The organism is Desulfobacterales bacterium, from assembly GCA_030066985.1.
Classification (GTDB): Bacteria; Desulfobacterota; Desulfobacteria; order Desulfobacterales; family JAHEIW01; genus JAHEIW01.
Genome location: JASJAN010000058.1, coordinates 24,539 through 45,298, shown reverse-complemented (window position 1 = coordinate 45,298; position 20,760 = coordinate 24,539). Strand labels below are relative to the sequence as shown.

Sequence of the window (20,760 nt, the reverse complement as noted above, 5' to 3'; positions counted from 1 at the left end):
ATCAAAAATAAGGGCCCACGGGATTAAAAACGGCTCAACAGGCGTCTGGCTCTAGTTGTCAAAATATCGTTTCACCACCTGGATGCTAGATTCATACCAGTATTTTCCGGTAATATTTTCATACGTTTCGCTGTCATATATTGCAGGCTTAAGGATTACATCGGGTGTGCTAAAGTAATGACTCGGGTGCAGGATGCCGGCACCTGTCTTGGGATTATCATCTTTCGGTTCGGCGGGGCGGTTGTACCGGCTATTACCAAACGCATAATGGCGAACTTCCCATTTGGGGGTTTTGACCCCGTTGAGCACCACCCAGCGGATCAGAGCTGCGGTAAACCAGGTATCGAAAATGATATTGCTCTTGATACCGATGCTGGAAATCAGGTCGTAAATGGTGTCATAAACCTTTTTGCCTGCTTTATTCAGCAAATCATTGGACAAATGGTTGGTCAGCCCATCCAGTGCGGCTCCGGCCACTGCTGTGCCCGTGCCGAGTCCGAGCGCAACCCCACTGGCTGCGCCGCTGAACGCGCTGCTTAATTGAGAGAAAGGGTTGCTGACGGCGTTTGACAGGAATCCGGCAAGGATTTCGGCCAGCTCCGTCCATTGATCGGATTCGGTGATCAGGTGGGTGGAAATGTACAGGCTGGTCCCCTCATCAATAAGCACGATCGGCCGTTTGCCAGTGTGCGGCACTGTATTGGGCGGGCGCAGGTAAAAGTGCGAATCGCCCTGGCCGTAATCCACTTCGGCCGGACTTATTTTCAAGCTCTCGGGGCCAATACCGCGGTAGACAAAAGTTCCCTGCAGGATAATATCATCTTTGCCTAATTCGGGTGTTTCCTCTTCGCAATAGAGCCGTTTTACAATTTCGGTAAGATGCCAATCAAATCCAGAGTCGTCGATTTGCTCGCCAAAAATCTCGGCCGGAACGCCTTTTTCAGGTTGTTTGCCGCCATCTGCTTCGCCCGGGTCCACTACAATGATGTTTTCGTTGGACGTTTTGTATTTCTCAAGGGCTTTATCTTTTGAATCAACATCTTCGCCGACGACTACCAGCCCGGCCCCTTTTTGATGCGCAACCACCTCACCGATGCGACCTTTCAAATCGCTGAGGATCTGCCCGACGGCCTCGGTTATATCGTTTTCATCAGCTGGCGGGCTTTCCAGCGTTTGCGCTCTGACAGCCAGGTAACGGTCAAAAAAATCAGATACCTTCTGCGCCGGGATTTTATTTTTATCGTTCCGGGCTTTGGCAATCAGGCTTTTTTTAAATTTATCCAGGGACTCGATTAAGCGGTCATCGTCTGAATCGCCGCGCAACGCTGCCGCAATACGGTTGCTGGCATTATCAACTAGGGCTTTTGAGAGATGCTCAAATCCTTTGGCAAGCGGGATTTCATTGTGAATGGTTTCGCGTAAAAAATCGTGGCTAATAAGGGTAACAGGCATGCCGACCTCCTTTCAATTTGACCACAACACGCTGTGAAGGGCTTTCAAGTTAAATGGAAGTGCGATTATCGTTCCACGGGGTGTTGGACGATAATATTCAAAATGGGAGTATGGATGGCACTTCAGTCGGACGGCATTTGAGCAGGGCTTAGATTATACCACAATGTGGTATATGTCAATAGAAAAATAAATATAAATTTAATAGGTTACAAATTTACAGATGTTTAACACAAGAACCACAGGGGTGATTTAACCGCCCGATTGAAAACCGCGACACGCGGCCGGCGCTGGGGGGATTTTGTATCAAAAGGGCGCTCAAAGGTTGACCGCCCATGATGATTCAAAAGAGATTCAAAGATTTGTTTTGGGGTGGCTTCCCGCGCGGAAGCCACCCCTGGACCGATACCATGAGCTTCTGGGTTGGTGATCATGGCCGAACCCATCTCCACTCCATATCGGCTGGAGAGTAAATTGTCTTATTTACAAAACCTATCTCAAAAATAGTAGATCACGTCCCCCGCATGAATGTGGGATTTCACATCTGATCTAAGCACATTAAGGTGTTCAACAAAGCAAGGCGTATACCGATTCGTAAGTGGCGTCCGCCTCCGGCGGAATAATATTCGAGCATTTCGAATCGGTTTAATGCACACCATACTTTTCATAAAATAGACGTGTAATCCATTTATCCTGGATAACGCAGCCATTGAGCATTAGATACATTTTTGAGATAGGTCTAAAAACAGTTTCGGGGTGGCTCCTGAGAACCACCCCGATCGTGTGAGTACGTCGCACCATCGTGAGACCATACTCAATCAAGGTTATCGGTATGTCAGGCATTAACTTAAGGATTATATGAAACTCTGGGGCCAGCATAGTTGGGAAATGAATTACATAATTTCAGGAAAAACCTTACCGTGCGCGCATCATTATGCATCTGGTGCCATTATAAATAATTGTTTTCATTATATTATTTTTTTAACTTAAACAAACTACTTTAGCATGAATTTTGCAAAGATTAGCGCCAGGGGGGTGATACGGGTGTTCCTTTGCGTCCACAACATCTCCTTTGAGGAATTACATCATCACATTGCATCATTGATGCAAACAATCCCGCCAATTGTTTCACAGGAACACATTCTTGTGGATCATCTAACCCGTATCACAGGCAAATTCATAAATAAGGTCGGAGGAAATGCGGAATGGTTAAGAACATCGGTTTTGTATCGACCCGTTTTGCGGGTTTAGACGGGGTTTCTCTGGAAGCGGGCAAGTGGGGCGATGTGCTGGAAAGCGAGGGATTCAACTGCTTTTGGTTTGCCGGCGAGCTGGATAAAGATCCGGAAAAAAGCTATTTAGCACCAGAGGCGCATTTTAAGCATCCCTACAATTTATGGATAAACCGGCAGGTTTTCGGAAAAACAAATCGAGCAGCATCGGTCACCGGATCGATAGAAAACCTGAAAAAGGTTTTAAAGACCCGGCTGCAGGATTTTATCGATCAATTCCATATCGACCTGCTCATTGTTGAAAATGCGCTGGCCATTCCCTTGAACATTCCCCTCGGTTTGGCCCTAACAGAACTGATAGCCGAATCTCAGGTACCCACCATTGCTCATCATCATGATTTTTACTGGGAGCGAAAGCGTTTGCAGACCAATGCCGTCGGCAAATACCTACAAGCGTGCTTTCCACCCAAACACGCCAGCATCCAGCATGTCGTCATCAATTCGGTTGCACAAAAGGCGCTTGCCCGCCGGTGCGGCATTGCGGCCGCCATTATTCCCAATGTGCTCGATTTTGATAACCCCCCACCCAGCCGCCGTAGGGGTTATACCAGTTTTCTGGCATCCTTTGGACTAAAACCGAATCAGAAAACAATTTTGCAACCCACCCGCATTATTGAGCGCAAGGGTATCGAGCATGCCATCGATCTGGTCAAGGGTTTGCAAAGTCCGCGGTATAAACTGCTTATCTCCCACGAAGCCGGAGATGAGGGCTGGGATTATGCGGCTCGCATTAAACATTATGCCCTCGACAGCGGTGTCGATCTGCGCCTGGCCCAAAAACCGATTGCCAGCCCCTGGCAGCATGCCAGACAGCGCGTAAATGGGCATAGCCTCTGGAACATCTACGCCCATGCTGACTTTGTGACGTTTCCCAGCCTGAATGAAGGTTTTGGCAATGCCCTTTTAGAAGCCATCTATTTTAAAAAGCCGATGCTGGTTAACCGTTACGCCACCTTTGTCAGCGATATTGAGCCCAAAGGATTTGATTTGCTGACCATGGACGGGAACTTAGGCGCAGAAACCGTGCAGGCCGTCAGAGACATTTTGGAATCGCCCCACAGAGAAGCAGAAATGGTGGCCCACAATTATGCGGTTGCCAGAAAACACTTTTCCTACGGAGTTCTCAAAGATCGGTTGGTTTCGGTGATGGAACAGACATTGGGACAACAGCATGTGATGCAGGCAGCGGCCGTTTCGGCACAACGACCGCAAACAGACAAGTTCAAGATCTGGCCTCAGGTGGTTCAATTTGCCTATTTGAAAAATTAACACCAGCGTACTGAGTGCCAGTACGCAGTACAGCGCTCTCCATGCAAGGGGGGATGGGATATGGTCATAAAACTTTATCGTTTCATGATATTCGTTGCCTGGTCTGCGATGTTGACCTGGGTGGCACTTGAACTTGATAAGATGCAATTTTTTAAATTTTAACAGCGATCTTATGTGGGGTGATATGCGGTTATCTGACCACCTCCAGGGTAACCAGAATATCAACCTGATTGCCGATGGTGCCCATCTCAACGTATTTGCCCGGTCCCACCCCGTAATCCAGCCGGTTGATGGAAAAGCGGGCTTCAAATCCGGCAACCTGCTGCCCCTTTTTTAAGGGGTTTTCCCGCGAGCCAAAAAACGTAAACGGCATCGCGACTTTCCGGGTTTTGCCCTTAATGGTCAGATCCCCCTCTACAAGGTACTGGTTGCCCTCCTTCTGTTTGACCCCGCTGGACACAAAGGTCATGGTCGGGTATTTTTTGACGCCAAAAAACTCATCGGCGCGCAGATGATTGTCCCGATTGGCAATCCCGGTGTTGACGCTTTTGGTGCGCACCTCAAGGCTGATGTTGCCCATTTCCATGTTGTCGGCATCAAACTGCACCGATCCGGAGTAATCCTCAAATTTCCCCCTGACCATTGCATAGGTGTGGCGGACATCAAAATAGACGTTTGAATGGCCTTTATCGATGTCCCATTTTTGAAGTTCAGCCGCTGCATCACTGACAGTAAATGAAATGGCCATGACCGTAATAATCGCATAAAGCATCGGTTTCATGTTTTTCTCCTCTTTTCAGGCGTCGCTTCGGTCTTCATACCGGTTGGATCGGTTGCTGTTCCTTATGTTGAAACCCAGGTTTATCTGGCATTAATAAAAAAATGATAAGGATCGCGGTGGCGGTGTCAACGATGGGGACTTAAAGACTGAAGCTTTCCATGAAAACGACGCGCCGCTCAAATCCCAGCGACACCAGAAAAGAGCGCACGGCTTTCATCATTTGATCGGGGCCGCAAACGAATACGGCTGCGTTGCGGCTGCAATCGGAAAGGAACCTTTTGAGCATGGGCCGATCCAGACGCCCTTGTTCACCTTCAAATTCAGCAACCCGGGTCATCACATGCACGATACGCAGCCCGTTCAATCGTGCTGCCAGCTTTTCAAACGTATGCGGCAAAACGATATGCTCCGGGCTTTGATTGCTCCAGATCAGCGTTATCGTGCGCGGGTCATTGTGGTCGGCCATATAGCGCAACATGCTGAGCATCGGAGTGATGCCGATGCCGCCGGCAATCATAATGAGTTCTGTTGAGTCGGCAACCCGCAGATGACTGAACAGCCCGTAGGGGCCGTCGAGGTAAACCCGGTCCTGGGGCTGTAAGTGTTTTAATTGAGCGGTCCAATCTCCGCTGGTGCGCACAATGAATTCAAGGCCATCGGCTTTGGTTGGGCTGGAAACGATGGTAAAGGGGTGCGCCTCGCTTGAAACTGCAGCGGATGAAAGGGTGATGAAACCAAACTGTCCGGGCAGATGAGCCGGCAGGTGCGGGTCATCTGCAACCAGCTTCAGACGCAGCGCATCCGCAGCAGCGTCTTCAACAGCTGCTACCTGCAGCGGTTTGCGCCGGTTTCTGAGGGTACGGGTTCGGATCCACAAAAAGATCAGCCCGCACAAAATAAGGGCTGCAATCGCCAGCATCTGCGGCAGCCTTTGCTTGAAGGTATCGTTGACCGACAGCACATGCACCCCGAATGCAATCACAGCGATGATCGCCGCCCAGCGGTGAATCGGCCACCAGCGGTGAAAAGCAAGCCCCAGCCCAATTCGCCAAACACTGGTCACTACCATGATTATGATCAGCAGCATCAGAAACAGGCCCACAAACTCCGGCCAGTAGCGCCATTGCAGGGGGATGGAAATGCGGTCATCGGCAATAAATATCGTTATCGGGTGGATGATCACCATAACGGCAATGATGATTCCGCTCAAGCGATGATATCGAAACAAGCGGTCGAGACCCAAAACCCGGTCCAAAAATTTTAAGCGTGCGGCCAGGATCACCTGGATCAGCAGCAGACAGCCCGCAACCAGCCCCAGCACTTGCCCCGTGAGCAACAGAACGCGGTCAACACCGAATTTGTAAAGAATCGATGAGGATTCAAAAAAGAAGGGAATGGAAGCCGCCCCTGCGATCACCAGCAAAAAAATGAGCGCCATCAGGAAACCGAAAATTCTGCGATGTCCGTACGATAGTATTTTTAGAGGATCTTTGCGGCTATTCGGCTGCATCTTGTATGGTTTAATTCAGTTTCTTTAGGGGTTGCTTGCCGTCCCGATAGAAATTATATAAAAAGAAGCCCTGCTGCAACGAATATTCCCGTTTCTTTATTTTTTAACTTGTGGTCGATTACAATTTGGGGGGTTGCTTATGTCTTATCGCTTTCATCATGTTCATATCATCTGCAAGGATCTTGAAGGAATGATTGCCTTTTTCACGGAAGTCCTGGCGGCCCGGTTGATCGATCGCCGAAAATTCGGCACCGCCGACGGGGCATCACTTGAGCTTGACGGCGCCACCATTAACCTCCGCGTGGCCAGAGAAGACGAACAAATGGCGGGAGACGCTTCTCAATCGGCATATGGCTTTGACCATATCGGTCTTGAGGTGGAAGATGTCCAAAAGGCCTTTGAAGACCTCACAGCGAAGGGCTATTCCTTTTTTATGCCGCCCAAAGAAATACCCAATATGAAAATCGCCTTCTTCAAGGGTCCTGAGGACATTACCATCGAGCTGTGCCAGCCGCTTTAAATTCACCAATATAATGAGAATGATGTATGATGGGGTAGGAACATGATAAGTATTTGATTTTATATTAAAAAATTATTAAAACCAAGCCATTTTGGGTCTTATTTTTAGCTCTTTTATAAAATTATTAATTACTTACCGTGGCCCGACCCCATTTAGTTTTTAGTTTAGTTAGAAGTCACGAAGCCTTGCGATATTTGTACGGAGATACCCCCATCCAGCGCTTGAACGCCCTGGAAAAGGCGCTGGATTCTGAAAAGCCCAGCAAAAAGGCAATTTCAGTCATGCTGGAATCTTTTTCTCTTAAATATTTTTGCGCCAGATCCTGACGTATCTCATTCAAAAGCGTATTAAAAGTCGTGCCGGCACTTTGAAGTTCGCGCTGCAAACTGCGGGAACTCATATTCAATGCCCGGGCCACAGTTTCATTGGTGACGCCCCCCGAAGGAAGCTGGTCGATGATCATTGCTTTGACCTTATGGGCAATTTCATCTTGATCCAGCTTTGCAAGGTACTCGATCATGACCTGATCATTGAGCTCGGCAAGTTGCGGGTTTGAACCCGGCAGAATTTTATCAACCGCTTCCATAGGTAATGTTAAGCTGTAAGCGGGCCCTTCAAATAAAACCGGCGAGCGGAAATATTCAAAGTACCTGGCCGAACAGGAAGGCTTGGGATGTACCAGGGTCACCGACACCGGTGCCAGATCTTCGATATAGTTCATCCGGCACATGCTCAATGTAACCGCCAGCGCAGCGTCATTTTGCTCAGGCTTCTCAATATTTGTATGGCCCATGACCAAAGTGAGCCTGAGTCCTTCTTCAGTCTCATCTAACACCACGAAATCTTCATCCGAGATAAAACCGATATAACGAACCATCCGATCAAGTGATGTCCTTAAAGTGTTGCTGGCCAGCATGGCATACCCCAGGGCGTCGAAATTAGAAGGATGCCATACCTCAGCGGCTTTGAGGCCAAAACACGGATCGTCAATAACCTCAGACGCCTTACGCCATACTTTATCGATATTGTCTATTTTGTATTTCCCCCCGGGTTTTCGCATCAGCGCAGGGTTTAAGGCCGCTTCCTGAAACAGCGGTTTAGGATCGATTTTATAGGCTTCCAGTATATTCCACAAAACGTGCATTATACTGGCCTTATTTGCGGGGTAAATCATGTGGCCATCCCTCCTGTGGGCAAATCCTCTGTGTGTAAAAGCGGTCTGGTCTTGCCGATCTATCAATTTTGGCGCTTTAAGTCAAAACATTGTCGTTGACAGTCAAGCATTTAATGGTCTTGTCAGCTATTTTCTCTCCAAATTCGTTTGATAAATAAATATTGTCGGAGATGAAGATATGCGTAAAGCTTTTATCAGCTACAGTCGGATAAATGAAGATTTCGTCAAAAAGCTCTACCGCAAGCTTGCCGGGGAGGGTGTGGATTGTTTTTTTGATAAAGAATCTATTGCCTGGGGTACCGAGCGGATAGTCGATCTTGAAACGGGTCTTGCGGAATGCGAGGTGGTGGTTCTGGTTTTGTCACCCGATTTCTGTTACACCGAATGGCCCAGAATCGAGTTCACGATGGAAATGGTGGGCAATGCGGCGCACTTCAGCCAGAAGCTGCAGCTGCTGCTTCTGGAGCCATGCGAAGAAGATTTAACCCGCTTTCTTAGAAATTGCCAGCACATAGATATCTCGACAGACGAAAAATTTAAAGAGGCCTATCCCGGAATTTGCCGCGCCCTTGGCGGCACCGTTACAAAAAAAGACCAGACCGTTGATCTCGACAGCCTTCCTCCCGTGCGCAAACTTCCAAAACGGCACAGGATGCCTTACCGATCCCTTGGCAATAACTTTGCGGGCAGGATAAGCGCTCTTTGGAATGTGCATGATATTTTGCAGCACCACAAGACCGCTTTGGTCGAGGGGGTGGGGATTGTCATGGGCGCTGGCGGAATCGGTAAAACCCAGCTGGCCATTGAATACACACACCGCTTTGGTGCCGATTATCCGGGCGGCGTTTTTTGGATAGACGCCGAGCAGGGGTTGTCTGAGCTCATTCTCCAGGTGACGCAAAGCGCCAAAATCGAGGTCGATGGCACCCTCCGGGAAGACCGCCAATTGGCACAGATGTGGCGCAAAATGAGTGGTTTGGGGCCTGTGCTGATCGTGCTTGATAATTTCCCTGCAGGTGAAATACTTCAAACCTGGCTGCCTCCCGTTGGCGCGATCCACGTGCTAGCCACCACCCGGCGGCGCGATCTCGCATACTCGCGAATTTCGCTGGATTTTATGACAGAGGCGGAAGCGCTTGAACTGCTCAATTCAGGAGAAAAAGATTTTGACCACGAGGCATACCAGCATATGGATGCTTTGGGAGGGCTGCCTTTGGCGCTTGAGCTCGCCAGAGACGTTTTAAACCAAGAGGCTGCCCTGACCATCGAAGATCTTTTGCAGAAGATAAAGAAGGCCGAAGAAACCACGACCGTGCGCAATTTTGCCGATAAATATGCCGATCAGCTTCCAATGGGCTGCAGCAAACAAATTGCTGCCATGTTCAAGGTCAGCTGGGATTTTGCCCCGTCAACTGCAAAAGAAGTGCTCCAGTCGCTATCGTTTCTTGCTTCCGTGCCTGCTCCCAGAAGATTGCTAGGTAAAATTCTGGCCATACCTGCCGACAGTGCCGACCAAGATCCGCTTGATGAGGCCATCGATGTACTGGAAAATAAGCTTTCGCTGGTAAAACTGGATAAGGACAACGATCCTTGGGCGCACAGAATCATATCAGCTTTCGTACGAGAGACAACCGATGCCCCCGCCAACCTCTGTGTGAGTGTTTGCAAAGCGGTGGCCGAAGAGATGGAACGGGTCAACGAGGAATGCGACATTCTCTCCTATGAGCGGCTGGAAAAGATCTTACCGCATGCAGAGCTGTTGACCTGCTCTGAAGCCAAACAGGCAGAGCAAGCCATAGATCTTACAAACTGCCTTTGCGTGGAATTTTGGAAACGGGGAAGATTCAGAGTAGCTGAAAAACATGGCCGCAAGGCAGTTAACATCTCCAAGAAATATCTTAAGCCCGGTCACCCGAAAACCGCTACCAGTCAATCGAACCTGGCGGCGGTGCTCAGAGATTTAGGCGAGCTTAAAAACGCTCGTGATCTTTTACGCACTGCCCTGGAAGCAGATAAACAATGCTTTGAGCACGGGCACCCGATACTTGCCATCAGGCAATCGGTGCTGGCTTTGGTGCTCCAGGATCTGGGAGAGCTTGAAGAAGCACGGGATCTTTTGCGCAAAGCCCTGGAGGCGGATGAAAAATTTTTTGAGCCCGGCCATTCGAATATTATCACAAGGCAATCGAATTTGGCGGCCGTGCTTCATGATCTGGGAGAGCTTGAAGAAGCACGGGATCTTCTGCGTATGGCGCTGGAAGCTGCTGAAAAAAACCTGGCGCCCGGGCACCCTAAAATTGCCATCAGTCAATCGAACCTGGCGGCAGTGCTCCATGATCTGGGAGAGCTTGAAGAAGCACTGGATCTTTTGCGCAAGGCCCTGGAAGCGGATGAAAAAAACTATGCGTCCGGGCACCCTAAAATTGCCTTAAGTCAGTCAAACCTTAGTGAGGTGCTTAAAGTGCTGGGAGAGATAGAAGAGGCAAAGGATTTAGCCGGGCAAGCTTACAGGAATTTTCTGGACAAGTTCGGTCCGGGGCATCCGTATACAAAAACGGCCAAAAGAAACTGGGAGTCCTTTTGACTTAACAGTAGCAATGGGCAACCCCATTTGCCTTTCAACAGCTCATGGCTAAAAATGACAACTCATGGAAGCGCCTGTGGGGGTGAGAATGAGAAGCCCTATGAATAAGGGTATTTGATTATATTAACTAGCGGGAGCATATGGACGTCCGTAACTTAACAAAGTTTGACAGCATTTGACAGTTTCGGGGAGGAAATTAAGTCATTGAAGTGATGATGGGCCTCACGCAAAGACGCAAAGTTTTGTTTAGATAAAAAAGAAAACAAAAGTATAAAAATTAGAGGCTGGCTGGCTTGATGTGTGACGAGACAGGTGAGAGAGAGAAAAAAAATTGCCGCGGGGGTGCTCTTGGGGCACCGCCGCGGCGATTTGCAATACGGGGGGTGCTATGGTCTAGCTGTTTTTGAGCTCCTGAAACTTATCGTGCCAGGAGCATTTTTCGCAAAAGACTTCGGTGTCGCTTTTGACCTCAGCGCTGTCGGATTCAGCGACCTCGGGATCAAAGACGACACCCTCCCCTTTCAACTCAAATTCATAGGTTTCATATTCATCGTCGGGGTCTTTGACGAAAAAATTCAGACTGCCGCATACGGGACATTTCATAATAAATAAGGTTCCAAGGTTCAGGGTTCAAGGTTCAGGGTTCGATGAATTTTTGATACAAATTCATCAATCCTAATCAACTTTGAAAAAGGCTTTCTTTTTGGCTTTACACACCGGGCACTCATCCGGAGCTTCATCTTCGCAGGTGTAGCCGCAAACTTCGCAAACCCAGTAATCGGTGGCGGCCATGCCGTCCATATTGGCCAGCGCTTTTTCGTAAAGGTCGGCATGAACTTGTTCAACGGCATTGGCATACTCAAAGCTTCGCAGCGCAGCTTTGTTGTCTTCGGCCTTGGCGTCTTCGATCATTTCCGGGTACATGTTTTTAAATTCGTGGGTCTCACCGGCAATGGCCTCTTTCAGATTGTCAGCCGTGCTGTTAATGCCCTTCAGGGTCCGCAAGTGGGCATGGGCATGCACGGTTTCAGCGGCCGCTGCCGCACGAAACAGTTTGGCCACTTGGGCGTAGCCTTCCTGGTCCGCTTTTTTGGCAAAAGCCAGATATTTACGGTTGGCCTGTGATTCACCTGCGAATGCTTCTTGTAGATTTTGTTCGGACTTACTCATACGGTTCCTCCTTTTTTTATTTTAGAAGCTATCTAAAATGGTTGAGCCCGTTACCCGTTTGCCGGTTGAGCCCGTTAAGGATAACAGCTGGTGACCGTTATTTGGACAGCTTCCAGTTAATTAGAAAACCATTTTCTATATGATTTTGGGGTTTATTAAAGGCATTTCGTTTTGTATCAGGTTCATTGATAAAACAAGTTTTATGCCAACTGTTGGGCAATAATGCAATTAAATAAAAATCCTATTAATACCGACATGTTACTAATTCAACAGCCTATCTTGGATACGATTGCTGACTGCATCTTGTGCCCCATATTGAGACAATCTGTCTCATTACCCCGTATAACTGGCACAGAGATCGCTATTACTTTTAACAGGCTAAACCGGCTCAACGGGCTCAACGGGCGCAACCTGATAACCGAATGACACCTGATCCAATAGTGTCTCATGGAACACGACAAGCCCATGTAATATTCATTAGGCAATTCCCAATACAGACGGCGATCCATTCACTCTTATAGAACTAAAATTCAGTAGATCAAATCCCAAATCCCAATGAATCAAATTCCAAACATGTTTGCGTCATTGATCATTTGAATTTGAGGATTGTTTGTGATTTGTTTATTGGTGCTTGGAATTTTCTCAATTAAAAACTTAGTTGATTTATATTTCCCACCCGACTGTAGTGTTATAACTCTAGAAGACATACCCCTTAGGCTACTTTTTGGTCCTGCTCGGCTGCCTGTTTCTCACGTAAAGCAGCATGAGCCGCCGCCAGGCGGGCGATCGGCACCCGGAACGGCGAGCAGGAGACATAGGTCAACCCCAGCTCATGGCACAGCTGAATTGAAGTCGGATCCCCGCCATGCTCACCGCAGATACCGCATTCCAGATCGGGGTTTTCAGCACGCCCTTTGGTCACTGCGATACGCATCAATTCCCCCACCCCATTGCGATCGATGGTGGCAAAGGGGTTGTCCGGCAAAACACCGGTGGAGATGTACTCTATTAAAAAACCGGCTTCAGCGTCGTCCCGGGATATACCATAGGTGGTCTGGGTCAGGTCGTTGGTGCCAAAAGAAATAAATTCTGCATAATCGGCGATTTCGTCCATGGTCACGGCCGCGCGGGGGATCTCAATCATGGTGCCAAATTTATAATCAATTCTCATATCCTGTTCCTTCATCACCTTTTTGGCCTCGCTTTCCAAGGCCTGGCGCTGAATCTTGAGCTCGTTGACATGGCTGGTCAGTGGAATCATGACTTCCGGGTTGACATCGACCCCATCTTTGGCCACCGCGCAGGCAGCCTCAAATATGGCCCGCACCTGCATGGTGGTCAGCTCCGGAATCTGGATGCCCAACCGTACCCCGCGCAAACCCAGCATAGGATTGGCCTCATGCAGGCTTTCCACCCGTTTGAGGATGGTCTCTTTGAGGCGAATTTGTTCGAGCAAATCATCCACCTGGGCCAGGTTGGCGGCCTGCTGCAGCCGAATCTTCAGATCTGAAAGCTCGTGCATCAGATCAAAGCGATCGGGTAAAAACTCATGCAAAGGCGGATCGATCAGGCGAATGATCACCGGCAGCCCGTCCATGGCCCTGAAAAGCCCGGCAAAATCCTCGCGCTGGAACGGCAAGATGGCATCCAGGGCCTCCTGCCGTTCGCGCGCCAGATCGGTCATGATCATTTTCTGAACGTGCGGCAGGCGCTCGGCCTCGAAAAACATGTGCTCGGTGCGACAAAGCCCGATCCCCTGGGCACCGTATTCACGCGCCCTTTCAGCGTCCTTGGGATAATCCGCATTGGCCCAGACGCCCAGGCGCCGGAATTCATCGGCCCAGGACAGCAGCTTCAGCAGCCAGGGATCGTTGATATCCGGCACCATGGTCTCCAGCTGACCCAGGAAGACCTCGCCGGCGGTGCCATCAATGGAAATCCAATCGCCTTCTTTTATTTCATGAATCCCCACGTCCATTTTTCGATTGGCCAGATCAATTTCGAGGGTAGCAACCCCCACAACCGCCGGTGTACCAAACTGCCTGGCCACCAAAGCCGCATGACTGGTGCGCCCGCCGCGGCTTGTCAGGATGCCTTCGGCGGCCAGCATGCCGTGGACATCGTCAGGCTTGGTCTCGGGTCGCACCATGATGACATCTTTGCCCCCCTCCTTGGCCCACTGTTCGGCGCGATCGGCGTCAAAGGCCACAATACCGACTGCAGCGCCCGGCGACACATTCAGCCCTTTGGCCAAAAATTTTCCTCCGCTATGGGCGTTTTGTTTGGCCTGGACATCAAATTGGGGATGCAAAAAGAAATCAACTTGATCCGGAGTGACACGCATGACCGCTTCTTCTTTGCTGATCAGGCCTTCTTCGACCATATCCACCGCAATACGCACAGCTGCCTGGGCTGTGCGCTTGCCATCACGGGTTTGCAGCATCCAAAGCTTGCTGTTTTCAATGGTAAACTCCACATCCTGCATCTCGCGGTAATGCTTTTCCAGTTTTTGACAGATATCCTCAAACTCCTGGTAGGCCGACGGCATCTCATCTTTTAATTTTTGAATATCGTCGGTGATGCGGATGCCGGCAACCACGTCCTCTCCCTGGGCGTTGGTCAGATAATCGCCTTCAATTTGCTTCTCGCCAGTGGAGGCATTGCGGGTCATGGCCACCCCGGTGGCGCTGGTGTTGCCCATATTGCCAAATACCATAGTGACGATATTCACCGCTGTGCCCAGGTCATGAGCGATACCGGCGGCATTGCGGTAGTCAATAGCCCGCTTGCCGTTCCAGCTTTTAAATACTGCTTCGGTGGCCTTGCGCAACTGGGCCAGCGGATCGGAGGGAAAATCATGGCGGGTATACCGTTTGTATATGTTTTTAAATTCCGTTGTAACCGCCTGCCAGTCATCCGCGGTTAGATCGGCATCGTTTTTGACACCCGCTTTGCGGCGCGCATGGGTGATGACTTCTTCAAAAGGCTCATCGGGAATCCCGATAACCACACAGCCAAACATCTGCACCAATCGCCTGTAAGCATCATAGACAAAACGTTCATCCTTGGTTAGCTTGATCATGCCTTGGACAGTGTCATCGTTGAGCCCGATATTGAGAACCGTATCCATCATGCCGGGCATCGAAAACTTGCCCCCCGAACGGCAGGAAACCAGCAGGGGGTTTTGGGCATCACCAAATTTCTTGCCGGTGTCCGCTTCGATTTTTTGCATGGCCTCCAGCACCTGCTCCCACATGCCGGCGGGAAAGCTTTCGCCGGCGGACAGATAGGCATTGCAGGCTTCGGTGGTCACCGTAAATCCGGGCGGCACCGGTATGCCGATGCGCACCATTTCAGCCAGGTTGGCGCCTTTGCCGCCCAGAAGCCCGCGTACCGCCTCCCAGTCTCCGCCGACATATTTTTCAGCTTGATCGACTTCGTCAAAATCATAAACCCATTTGCTCGAGCTGCTCATCGTTACACCCCCAGTCGTAAAAGGTGATTGGTAAGATCAATCAATAGACATTTTAAAAGTGGTTAACAGACTCCCAGCTTAGGGCTTACCTGGGACGCTTGCGTGTTAGATCACTGCTGTGGATCGAAGTGAGTCGGATGCCGGATTGGTATCGGGTAATTTTGCGCAGAAAGTTTCAATGCAGGCGGGTATACAGCCATTGGAAACCATCGCAAAGGATTCCACCTGCTTGAACAATCGATGTGCGGATTCACACTGGCGGCATCCTATCTGATAAAAGCCATTAACCCCGTGTGAAGTCAAGTATTTTCTTAACGGCGGGACGCATCAAAAATGCACGGGCCGGGGCGCAAAATTGATCTAAAAATATCGCTCCAGCATGAGCCCTTGATTCGGCTGAATCGGGTATTATATTAAAATAATTGAATTAATGGCCATTGTGCGTTACCATAAGATGAGTTACAGCATTGTTCACAGAGCATTCATATCAACCGCTGCAAAGGTTGGAATTCATCATCGCAGGTGGGCATCTGACCACAAACCGCTACTGCCAAAACGCATATTCACGTTTGGAGTTAAATTATGGAGAACTGGGAAAAGCAGCTTTCATGTGCTGAAGCGTGCAGCCGGTGCAACAGATCGTTGAAAAATAAGGAGCGCAGGATCTTATCGGTAGTCGATCATCAACCGATCTGTATCGATTGTAAAAAAGAAGAAGAGAAACAATCGGACTATGAAGATGCCTCCCGGCAAATGATGGCCGAGTGTATGGAGGAAACCGGCCGGCCCTATGGGGATACGGCCAGTTATTGTTTTCATCATTTCATACCCTTCAAGTGTACCTGAATCTTGCATGAAAAGTAGAAGCTATCTCATAAATGCATCTATCGCAATGATCGCCGCATACAGCGTTTAATCTCAGCCTGAGTTAGCCGAAACAAATCCCATGGCCGCAGACACTGACCATAAAGCGCTTCTGGAAAAAATCAAAGCGCTGGAAAACGAGGCTGCTGCCCGCAAAGAAGCAGAGGCACAGCTGAAAAAGCAATCCGCCTTCTTGAATTCGGTGCTGGAGTCCCTGGATCATCCGTTTTATGTGGTTGATGCCAAAGATTACACGATCAAACTGGCCAACACAGCCGCATTGAAAAGCGGTGCATCCGGTGCATCCACCTGCCATGCGCTTTCCCATAATCGGAGCACACCCTGTGACTCCAGCGAACACACCTGCCCCCTGGAAATCATCAAAAAATCGAAAAAGCCGGTGCAGGTCGAGCATGTTCATTATGACAGCCAGGGCCGTCCCAGAAATGTTGAAGTGCATGGCCATCCGATTTTTGATAGAAACGGTCATGTCACCCAGATGATCGAATACAGTTTTGATATCACCGAGCGCAAACAGATTGAAGCAACGATCAGGGAATCGGAAACCAAGTTTCGGCGGGTGGCTGAATCGGCCAAAGATGCCATCATCACTGCAGATCGAAATGGTAAAATTGTCTTCTGTAATAGCGCGGCTGCGGAAATGTTCGGCCACCCGGCTGACAGCCTCATCGGGCAGTCCATCAGCATTTTAATGCCGCAACGATTTCGTGAAGCCCATGAGCGCGGTATGGCCAAAGTGGTGGCCAGCGGAACCTCAAAACTGATTGGCGAAACCGTCGAGCTGTTTGGCATCACCAAAGACGGCAAAGAATTTCCTGTCGAGCTGTCATTGTCAACCTGGCAATCAGGTGCTGAGCAGTTCTACACCGGTATGATTCGCGACATTTCCGAGCGCAAGCTGCATGAAAAGGAGCTGAATTCCTTGATCAGCAGTCTAAAAGAATCCCTGGCCCAGGTCCGGCAACTCAGCGGCATGCTGCCCATTTGCGCATCATGCAAAAAGATCAGAGACGACAAGGGCTACTGGAATCAAATCGAAGAATATATTCGAAGCCACTCGGAAGCTGAGTTCAGCCACGGCATCTGCCCGGAATGCTCCCAAAAACTCTATCCGCAATATCACCAGCAATTAAAAGCCAACAAAGACCAATGATTCACATTGTCTAAAGACCAACCATCCGCATTGCATGGCCTTCCAAAAAGCATTTGCTTGACAAAGGCTGAGCATATCTCTTACAAAACCAATCTGCATCCATGATAACCGGCCGTAACCGGTACATTGCGAATATCGTATTTGAGAGGATAACCAATGGCTCAGCTTCTTTCCGACCGCAGGGACATCGACTTTGTGTTGTATGAACAATTGCAGGTCGCAGATCTCGCTAAATCGGAAAAATATAGCGATTTGAATCGTAAAATGTTTGATATGGTCATCACCGAGGCCCGTAATTTGGGCATCAAAGAAATACTGCCGACCTACTCCCAGGGCGACCGCGAGGGCGTCAAATTTGAAAATGGCCGGGTAACCGTACCGCAGTGTTTTCATCGCCCGTATAAACTATTTGCCGAAGGCGAATGGATAGCCATGGCAGAAGACCTGGAAGTCGGCGGCCAGGGGTTTCCCTGGGTCATCCGGCAGGCGGCCTTCGAATATATTATCGGAGCCAATTTTGCCATCGCCGGTTTTGGCAACCTGGCCCATGGCACTGCCAAAATGATCGAGCTTTTCGGCACCCAACTGCAAAAGGAGCTGTTTTTAGAAAAGGTCTATTCGGGCCAGTGGGGTGGCACCATGCTGCTCACAGAGCCTGAAGCCGGTTCGGATGTAGGTGCTTTGACCACAACGGCAGTCAAGAATCCGGACGGCACCTATTCCCTTAGCGGCAACAAAATCTTTATCACCTGCGGCGAGCACGATCTGACCGAAAATATCATCCACCCGGTTTTAGCTCGTATTGAAGGCGCCCCTGACGGAACCAAGGGCATTTCATTGTTTATCGTCCCCAAGATCTGGGTCAATGATGACGGCAGCTTGGGAGAGCCAAACGATATCGTTTGCAGCGGTGTGGAAGAAAAAATGGGCATCCACGGCAGCCCAACCTGCAGCATGGCGCTGGGCGGCAAGGGTAAATGCCGCGGTCTTTTGCTTGGAGAGGAAAACAAAGGGCTGATGGTCATGTTTCATATGATGAACGAGGCCCGCCTGGATGTCGGCACCCAGGGATTTTTAAACGGTTCAGCCGCTTATTTGTATGCGGTCAACTACGCCCGTGATCGCTTACAGGGCAAAGATGTCGCCAGCGGCAAAGACCCACAGGCACCCCAGGTGCCCATCATCCGCCACCCGGATGTGCGGCGCATGCTGCTGCAGATGAAAGCCTATGTGGATGGTATGCGCAGCTTTGTATACTATGTCGCTTATTGTTTTGACAAAAAAAGAACCGCCGAAACCGCCGAGGAAAAGGCGCACTACAATGATTTTATTGAATTGCTGACACCGGTGATCAAGGCCTACTGCAGCGAACGCGGCCAATTTGTCTGCGAGCAGGCCATTCAGGTATATGGCGGCTACGGCTATACCAAAGAATATCCGGTCGAGCAGCTTTACCGCGACTGTAAGATCACGAGCATATACGAAGGGACCAATGGCATTCAGGCCATGGATCTGCTCGGGCGCAAGCTGGGCATGAAAAAAGGGACGGTTTTTATCAATTTTTTAAATGAGATCAAAACCAGCATTGATCAGGCGGCCGAAAATCCGCACCTGGCGGATCTTGCCGATCGGGTTGCCAAAGCGTTAAATCGCCTCAGTGAAATCGCGCTGCAGATCGGCAAAACCGCTTATTCAAAAGACCTGAAGCTGGCACTGGCTTACGCCCACCCGTTTATGGAAGTCGTCGGTGATGTGGCCATGGCTTGGATGCTGCTTTGGCGGGCGACAGTGGCCGCGCCAAAACTGGAAAAACTGGTCGGCAGCAGCGACGCAGCGGCCATTCAGTCAAAAGTCGCCAAGCACAAAGACGCCGCTTTTTATGACGGCCAGCTAAAGGCCGCTGAATTTTTCATTCATGCGATCCTGCCGGCCACTATCGGGAAGATGAATGCTATCGCCCTTCCCAACCCAGCTGCCATCGATATTCATGAAAGATCATTTGGGGGGTAATGGGAAATAGGTGTCAGGTGTCAGGTGTCAGGGCATAACGTGTCTTGCACTAATCAAAAATCTCTCCGAGGCAGTATAAACATTATAGCCTTTAGAGAAAAGGAAGGCCCCTCGGGCCTTAAGCTGACACCTGACACCTATAATTAGAAACTCGCAACAAAGGAGCCAAAAATGAAAGACGTTGTGATCGCTTCCGCCTGCCGTACTGCCATTGGTGCTTTTGGTGCCACCTTAAAAGACAGCCATGCCGCCACCATCGCCAGTGTGACGATGAAAGCTGCGGTGGAACGCGCCGGTATCGATGCGGCCTTAATCGATGACGTGCGCTTTGGTTGCTGTTTGGAGCCGGTGGACACCTTAAACGTGACCCGAATCGCCGCGCTTTTGGCCGGCATACCGGATAGTGTGCCGGCGGTGACGATCAACCGGGTCTGTATCTCCGGTATGGAAGCTGCGCTATCAGGGATGGCTATGATCCAGACCGGTATGGCGGACATCATACTGGCCGGCGGTGTTGAACATATGTCAGGAGTGCCTTTCTCACTGCCCGGTGCCCGCTGGGGATACCGCCTGCAGGATCAAACCTGTATCGACAATCTGATCCGCAGTTTGCACTGCGGGTCCCACATCATCCCCCACCCCGAAGATGGTCCGGTGGATGCCAGTAAACCGCCACTGTCCTTTTTTAAAGGCAAACCCTATATCATGGGACATACGGCCGAATTTGTGGCCCAGCATCTAAACATCAGTCGCGAAGAAATGGACGAGGTGGCGTTGCGCAGCCACAACAATGTGGAGCGCGCCACCAAAGACGGCACGTTTAAAGCTGAAATCGTGCCCATAGAAGTTCCGCAAAGAAAGAAAAAGCCCATCATTTTTGACAAAGACGAGCATTTCAGACCGGGGCTAACCCTGGCTGACCTTCAAAAGCTGCGGCCGGCATTTGTGCCTGACATCGGCACAGTAACAGCCGGAAACGCCAGTGGCATCAATGACGGATCAGCCGCAATGGTCATCATGTCGGCTGAAAAAGCCAAAAATCTCGGTATTCAACCGTTGGCCCGCATTAAGGCCATCGGCAAAGGCGGCTGCCATCCATCAATTATGGGGCTGTCTCCGGTGCCGGCGGTCAACGATCTGTTAAAGCGCAGCGGGCTCAAAATGCCGGATTTTGAATTGATCGAAATCAATGAAGCCTTTGCCGCCCAGTACCTGGGCTGTGAAAAGGAGCTGGGCTTGAAGCGGGATATCACCAACATCAACGGCTCCGGTATCGGTCTGGGCCACCCGGTGGGGGCCACCGGTGCCCGGATTATGATCACACTTTTGTATGCCCTCAAAAAACAAAAGAAGAACCTGGGTCTGGCCACTCTCTGCGGAGGCGGGGGGGTGTCGATGGCCTGTGCCCTCGAGATCGTCTAATCCACTCCATTGAATATAGCGAACCGCAGTTGGGAAAATCGCAACCGTTCAACACAGATGAAGATG

At 50.0% G+C, this 20,760-nt stretch carries 15 protein-coding genes; 8 read left to right on the top strand and 7 right to left on the bottom strand.

All coding sequences use genetic code 11. The annotated features are described in order from the left end of the window. Positions 1-51: 51 nt before the first annotated feature. Positions 52-1,452 (bottom strand): hypothetical protein, encoded by a 1,401-nt coding sequence (locus tag QNJ26_20905; GenBank protein ID MDJ0988015.1) that lies wholly within the window; start codon positions 1,450-1,452, stop codon positions 52-54. 332 nt (positions 1,453-1,784) lie between these two features. Between QNJ26_20905 and QNJ26_20900 the strand changes: the two genes are divergently transcribed. Together QNJ26_20900 and QNJ26_20895 are read left to right on the top strand one after the other, a co-directional pair. Next, a complete protein-coding gene (locus tag QNJ26_20900; GenBank protein MDJ0988014.1) occupies positions 1,785-1,922 on the top strand; it encodes a hypothetical protein in 138 nt (45 codons plus the stop codon). 732 nt (positions 1,923-2,654) lie between these two features. Beyond that, positions 2,655-4,010, top strand: coding sequence for a glycosyltransferase family 4 protein (locus QNJ26_20895; protein MDJ0988013.1), 1,356 nt, complete (start codon positions 2,655-2,657; stop codon positions 4,008-4,010). Between the two features lie 190 nt (positions 4,011-4,200). Here QNJ26_20895 and QNJ26_20890 read toward each other — a convergent pair whose 3' ends face one another. Then, positions 4,201-4,791 (bottom strand): YceI family protein, encoded by a 591-nt coding sequence (locus tag QNJ26_20890; GenBank protein MDJ0988012.1) that lies wholly within the window; start codon positions 4,789-4,791, stop codon positions 4,201-4,203. Positions 4,792-4,930: 139 nt separating this feature from the next. After that, complete coding sequence (locus QNJ26_20885) at positions 4,931-6,229, bottom strand: ferredoxin reductase family protein (GenBank protein MDJ0988011.1); 1,299 nt, start codon at positions 6,227-6,229, stop codon at positions 4,931-4,933. Between the two features lie 211 nt (positions 6,230-6,440). On the opposite strand from QNJ26_20885, the gene QNJ26_20880 reads away from it, so the two are divergent. Further along, entirely contained in the window at positions 6,441-6,821 is a 381-nt protein-coding gene (locus QNJ26_20880) for a VOC family protein (protein MDJ0988010.1), read from the top strand. Between the two features lie 175 nt (positions 6,822-6,996). Here QNJ26_20880 and QNJ26_20875 read toward each other — a convergent pair whose 3' ends face one another. After that, a complete protein-coding gene (locus tag QNJ26_20875) occupies positions 6,997-7,995 on the bottom strand; it encodes an AraC family transcriptional regulator (protein MDJ0988009.1) in 999 nt (332 codons plus the stop codon). A gap of 178 nt (positions 7,996-8,173) precedes the next feature. Here QNJ26_20875 and QNJ26_20870 point away from each other — a divergent pair, with 178 nt between their 5' ends. After that, on the top strand, positions 8,174-10,579 hold the full coding sequence (locus QNJ26_20870; protein MDJ0988008.1) for a tetratricopeptide repeat protein: 2,406 nt from the start codon (positions 8,174-8,176) through the stop codon (positions 10,577-10,579). A gap of 393 nt (positions 10,580-10,972) precedes the next feature. Here QNJ26_20870 and QNJ26_20865 read toward each other — a convergent pair whose 3' ends face one another. From QNJ26_20865 to ppdK, 3 genes are all read right to left on the bottom strand, one after another. Then, positions 10,973-11,182, bottom strand: coding sequence for a hypothetical protein (locus QNJ26_20865; protein MDJ0988007.1), 210 nt, complete (start codon positions 11,180-11,182; stop codon positions 10,973-10,975). Between the two features lie 72 nt (positions 11,183-11,254). Then, a complete protein-coding gene (locus tag QNJ26_20860) occupies positions 11,255-11,749 on the bottom strand; it encodes a rubrerythrin family protein (GenBank protein MDJ0988006.1) in 495 nt (164 codons plus the stop codon). A gap of 712 nt (positions 11,750-12,461) precedes the next feature. After that, positions 12,462-15,224, bottom strand: coding sequence for a pyruvate, phosphate dikinase (gene ppdK / locus QNJ26_20855; protein ID MDJ0988005.1), 2,763 nt, complete (start codon positions 15,222-15,224; stop codon positions 12,462-12,464). Between the two features lie 582 nt (positions 15,225-15,806). On the opposite strand from ppdK, the gene QNJ26_20850 reads away from it, so the two are divergent. The 4 genes from QNJ26_20850 to QNJ26_20835 all read left to right on the top strand — a co-directional run bounded on the left by QNJ26_20850 (position 15,807) and on the right by QNJ26_20835 (position 20,694). Then, complete coding sequence (locus tag QNJ26_20850; GenBank protein ID MDJ0988004.1) at positions 15,807-16,070, top strand: hypothetical protein; 264 nt, start codon at positions 15,807-15,809, stop codon at positions 16,068-16,070. Positions 16,071-16,170: 100 nt separating this feature from the next. Further along, positions 16,171-17,262 (top strand): PAS domain S-box protein, encoded by a 1,092-nt coding sequence (locus QNJ26_20845; GenBank protein MDJ0988003.1) that lies wholly within the window; start codon positions 16,171-16,173, stop codon positions 17,260-17,262. Positions 17,263-17,418: 156 nt separating this feature from the next. Next, positions 17,419-19,272, top strand: a complete 1,854-nt coding sequence (locus tag QNJ26_20840; protein ID MDJ0988002.1) for an acyl-CoA dehydrogenase — start codon at positions 17,419-17,421, stop codon at positions 19,270-19,272. Positions 19,273-19,443: 171 nt separating this feature from the next. Further along, entirely contained in the window at positions 19,444-20,694 is a 1,251-nt protein-coding gene (locus tag QNJ26_20835) for an acetyl-CoA C-acyltransferase (GenBank protein MDJ0988001.1), read from the top strand. Positions 20,695-20,760 lie beyond the last annotated feature (66 nt).

Bases quoted from the DNA above. Each gene is read 5' to 3' on its own strand.
- QNJ26_20850 (MDJ0988004.1), top strand. From the start codon at position 15,807: ATGGAGAACTGGGAAAAGCAGCTTTCATGTGCTGAAGCGTGCAGCCGG.
- QNJ26_20845 (MDJ0988003.1), top strand. From the start codon at position 16,171: ATGGCCGCAGACACTGACCATAAAGCGCTTCTGGAAAAAATCAAAGCG.
- QNJ26_20860 (MDJ0988006.1), bottom strand. From the start codon at position 11,749: ATGAGTAAGTCCGAACAAAATCTACAAGAAGCATTCGCAGGTGAATCA.
- QNJ26_20835 (MDJ0988001.1), top strand. From the start codon at position 19,444: ATGAAAGACGTTGTGATCGCTTCCGCCTGCCGTACTGCCATTGGTGCT.
- QNJ26_20885 (MDJ0988011.1), bottom strand. From the start codon at position 6,229: ATGGCGCTCATTTTTTTGCTGGTGATCGCAGGGGCGGCTTCCATTCCC.
- QNJ26_20840 (MDJ0988002.1), top strand. From the start codon at position 17,419: ATGGCTCAGCTTCTTTCCGACCGCAGGGACATCGACTTTGTGTTGTAT.
- QNJ26_20865 (MDJ0988007.1), bottom strand. From the start codon at position 11,182: ATGAAATGTCCCGTATGCGGCAGTCTGAATTTTTTCGTCAAAGACCCC.
- QNJ26_20890 (MDJ0988012.1), bottom strand. From the start codon at position 4,791: ATGAAACCGATGCTTTATGCGATTATTACGGTCATGGCCATTTCATTT.
- QNJ26_20870 (MDJ0988008.1), top strand. From the start codon at position 8,174: ATGCGTAAAGCTTTTATCAGCTACAGTCGGATAAATGAAGATTTCGTC.
- QNJ26_20880 (MDJ0988010.1), top strand. From the start codon at position 6,441: ATGTCTTATCGCTTTCATCATGTTCATATCATCTGCAAGGATCTTGAA.
- QNJ26_20900 (MDJ0988014.1), top strand. From the start codon at position 1,785: ATGATGATTCAAAAGAGATTCAAAGATTTGTTTTGGGGTGGCTTCCCG.
- QNJ26_20875 (MDJ0988009.1), bottom strand. From the start codon at position 7,995: ATGATTTACCCCGCAAATAAGGCCAGTATAATGCACGTTTTGTGGAAT.
- QNJ26_20905 (MDJ0988015.1), bottom strand. From the start codon at position 1,452: ATGCCTGTTACCCTTATTAGCCACGATTTTTTACGCGAAACCATTCAC.
- ppdK (MDJ0988005.1), bottom strand. From the start codon at position 15,224: ATGAGCAGCTCGAGCAAATGGGTTTATGATTTTGACGAAGTCGATCAA.
- QNJ26_20895 (MDJ0988013.1), top strand. From the start codon at position 2,655: ATGGTTAAGAACATCGGTTTTGTATCGACCCGTTTTGCGGGTTTAGAC.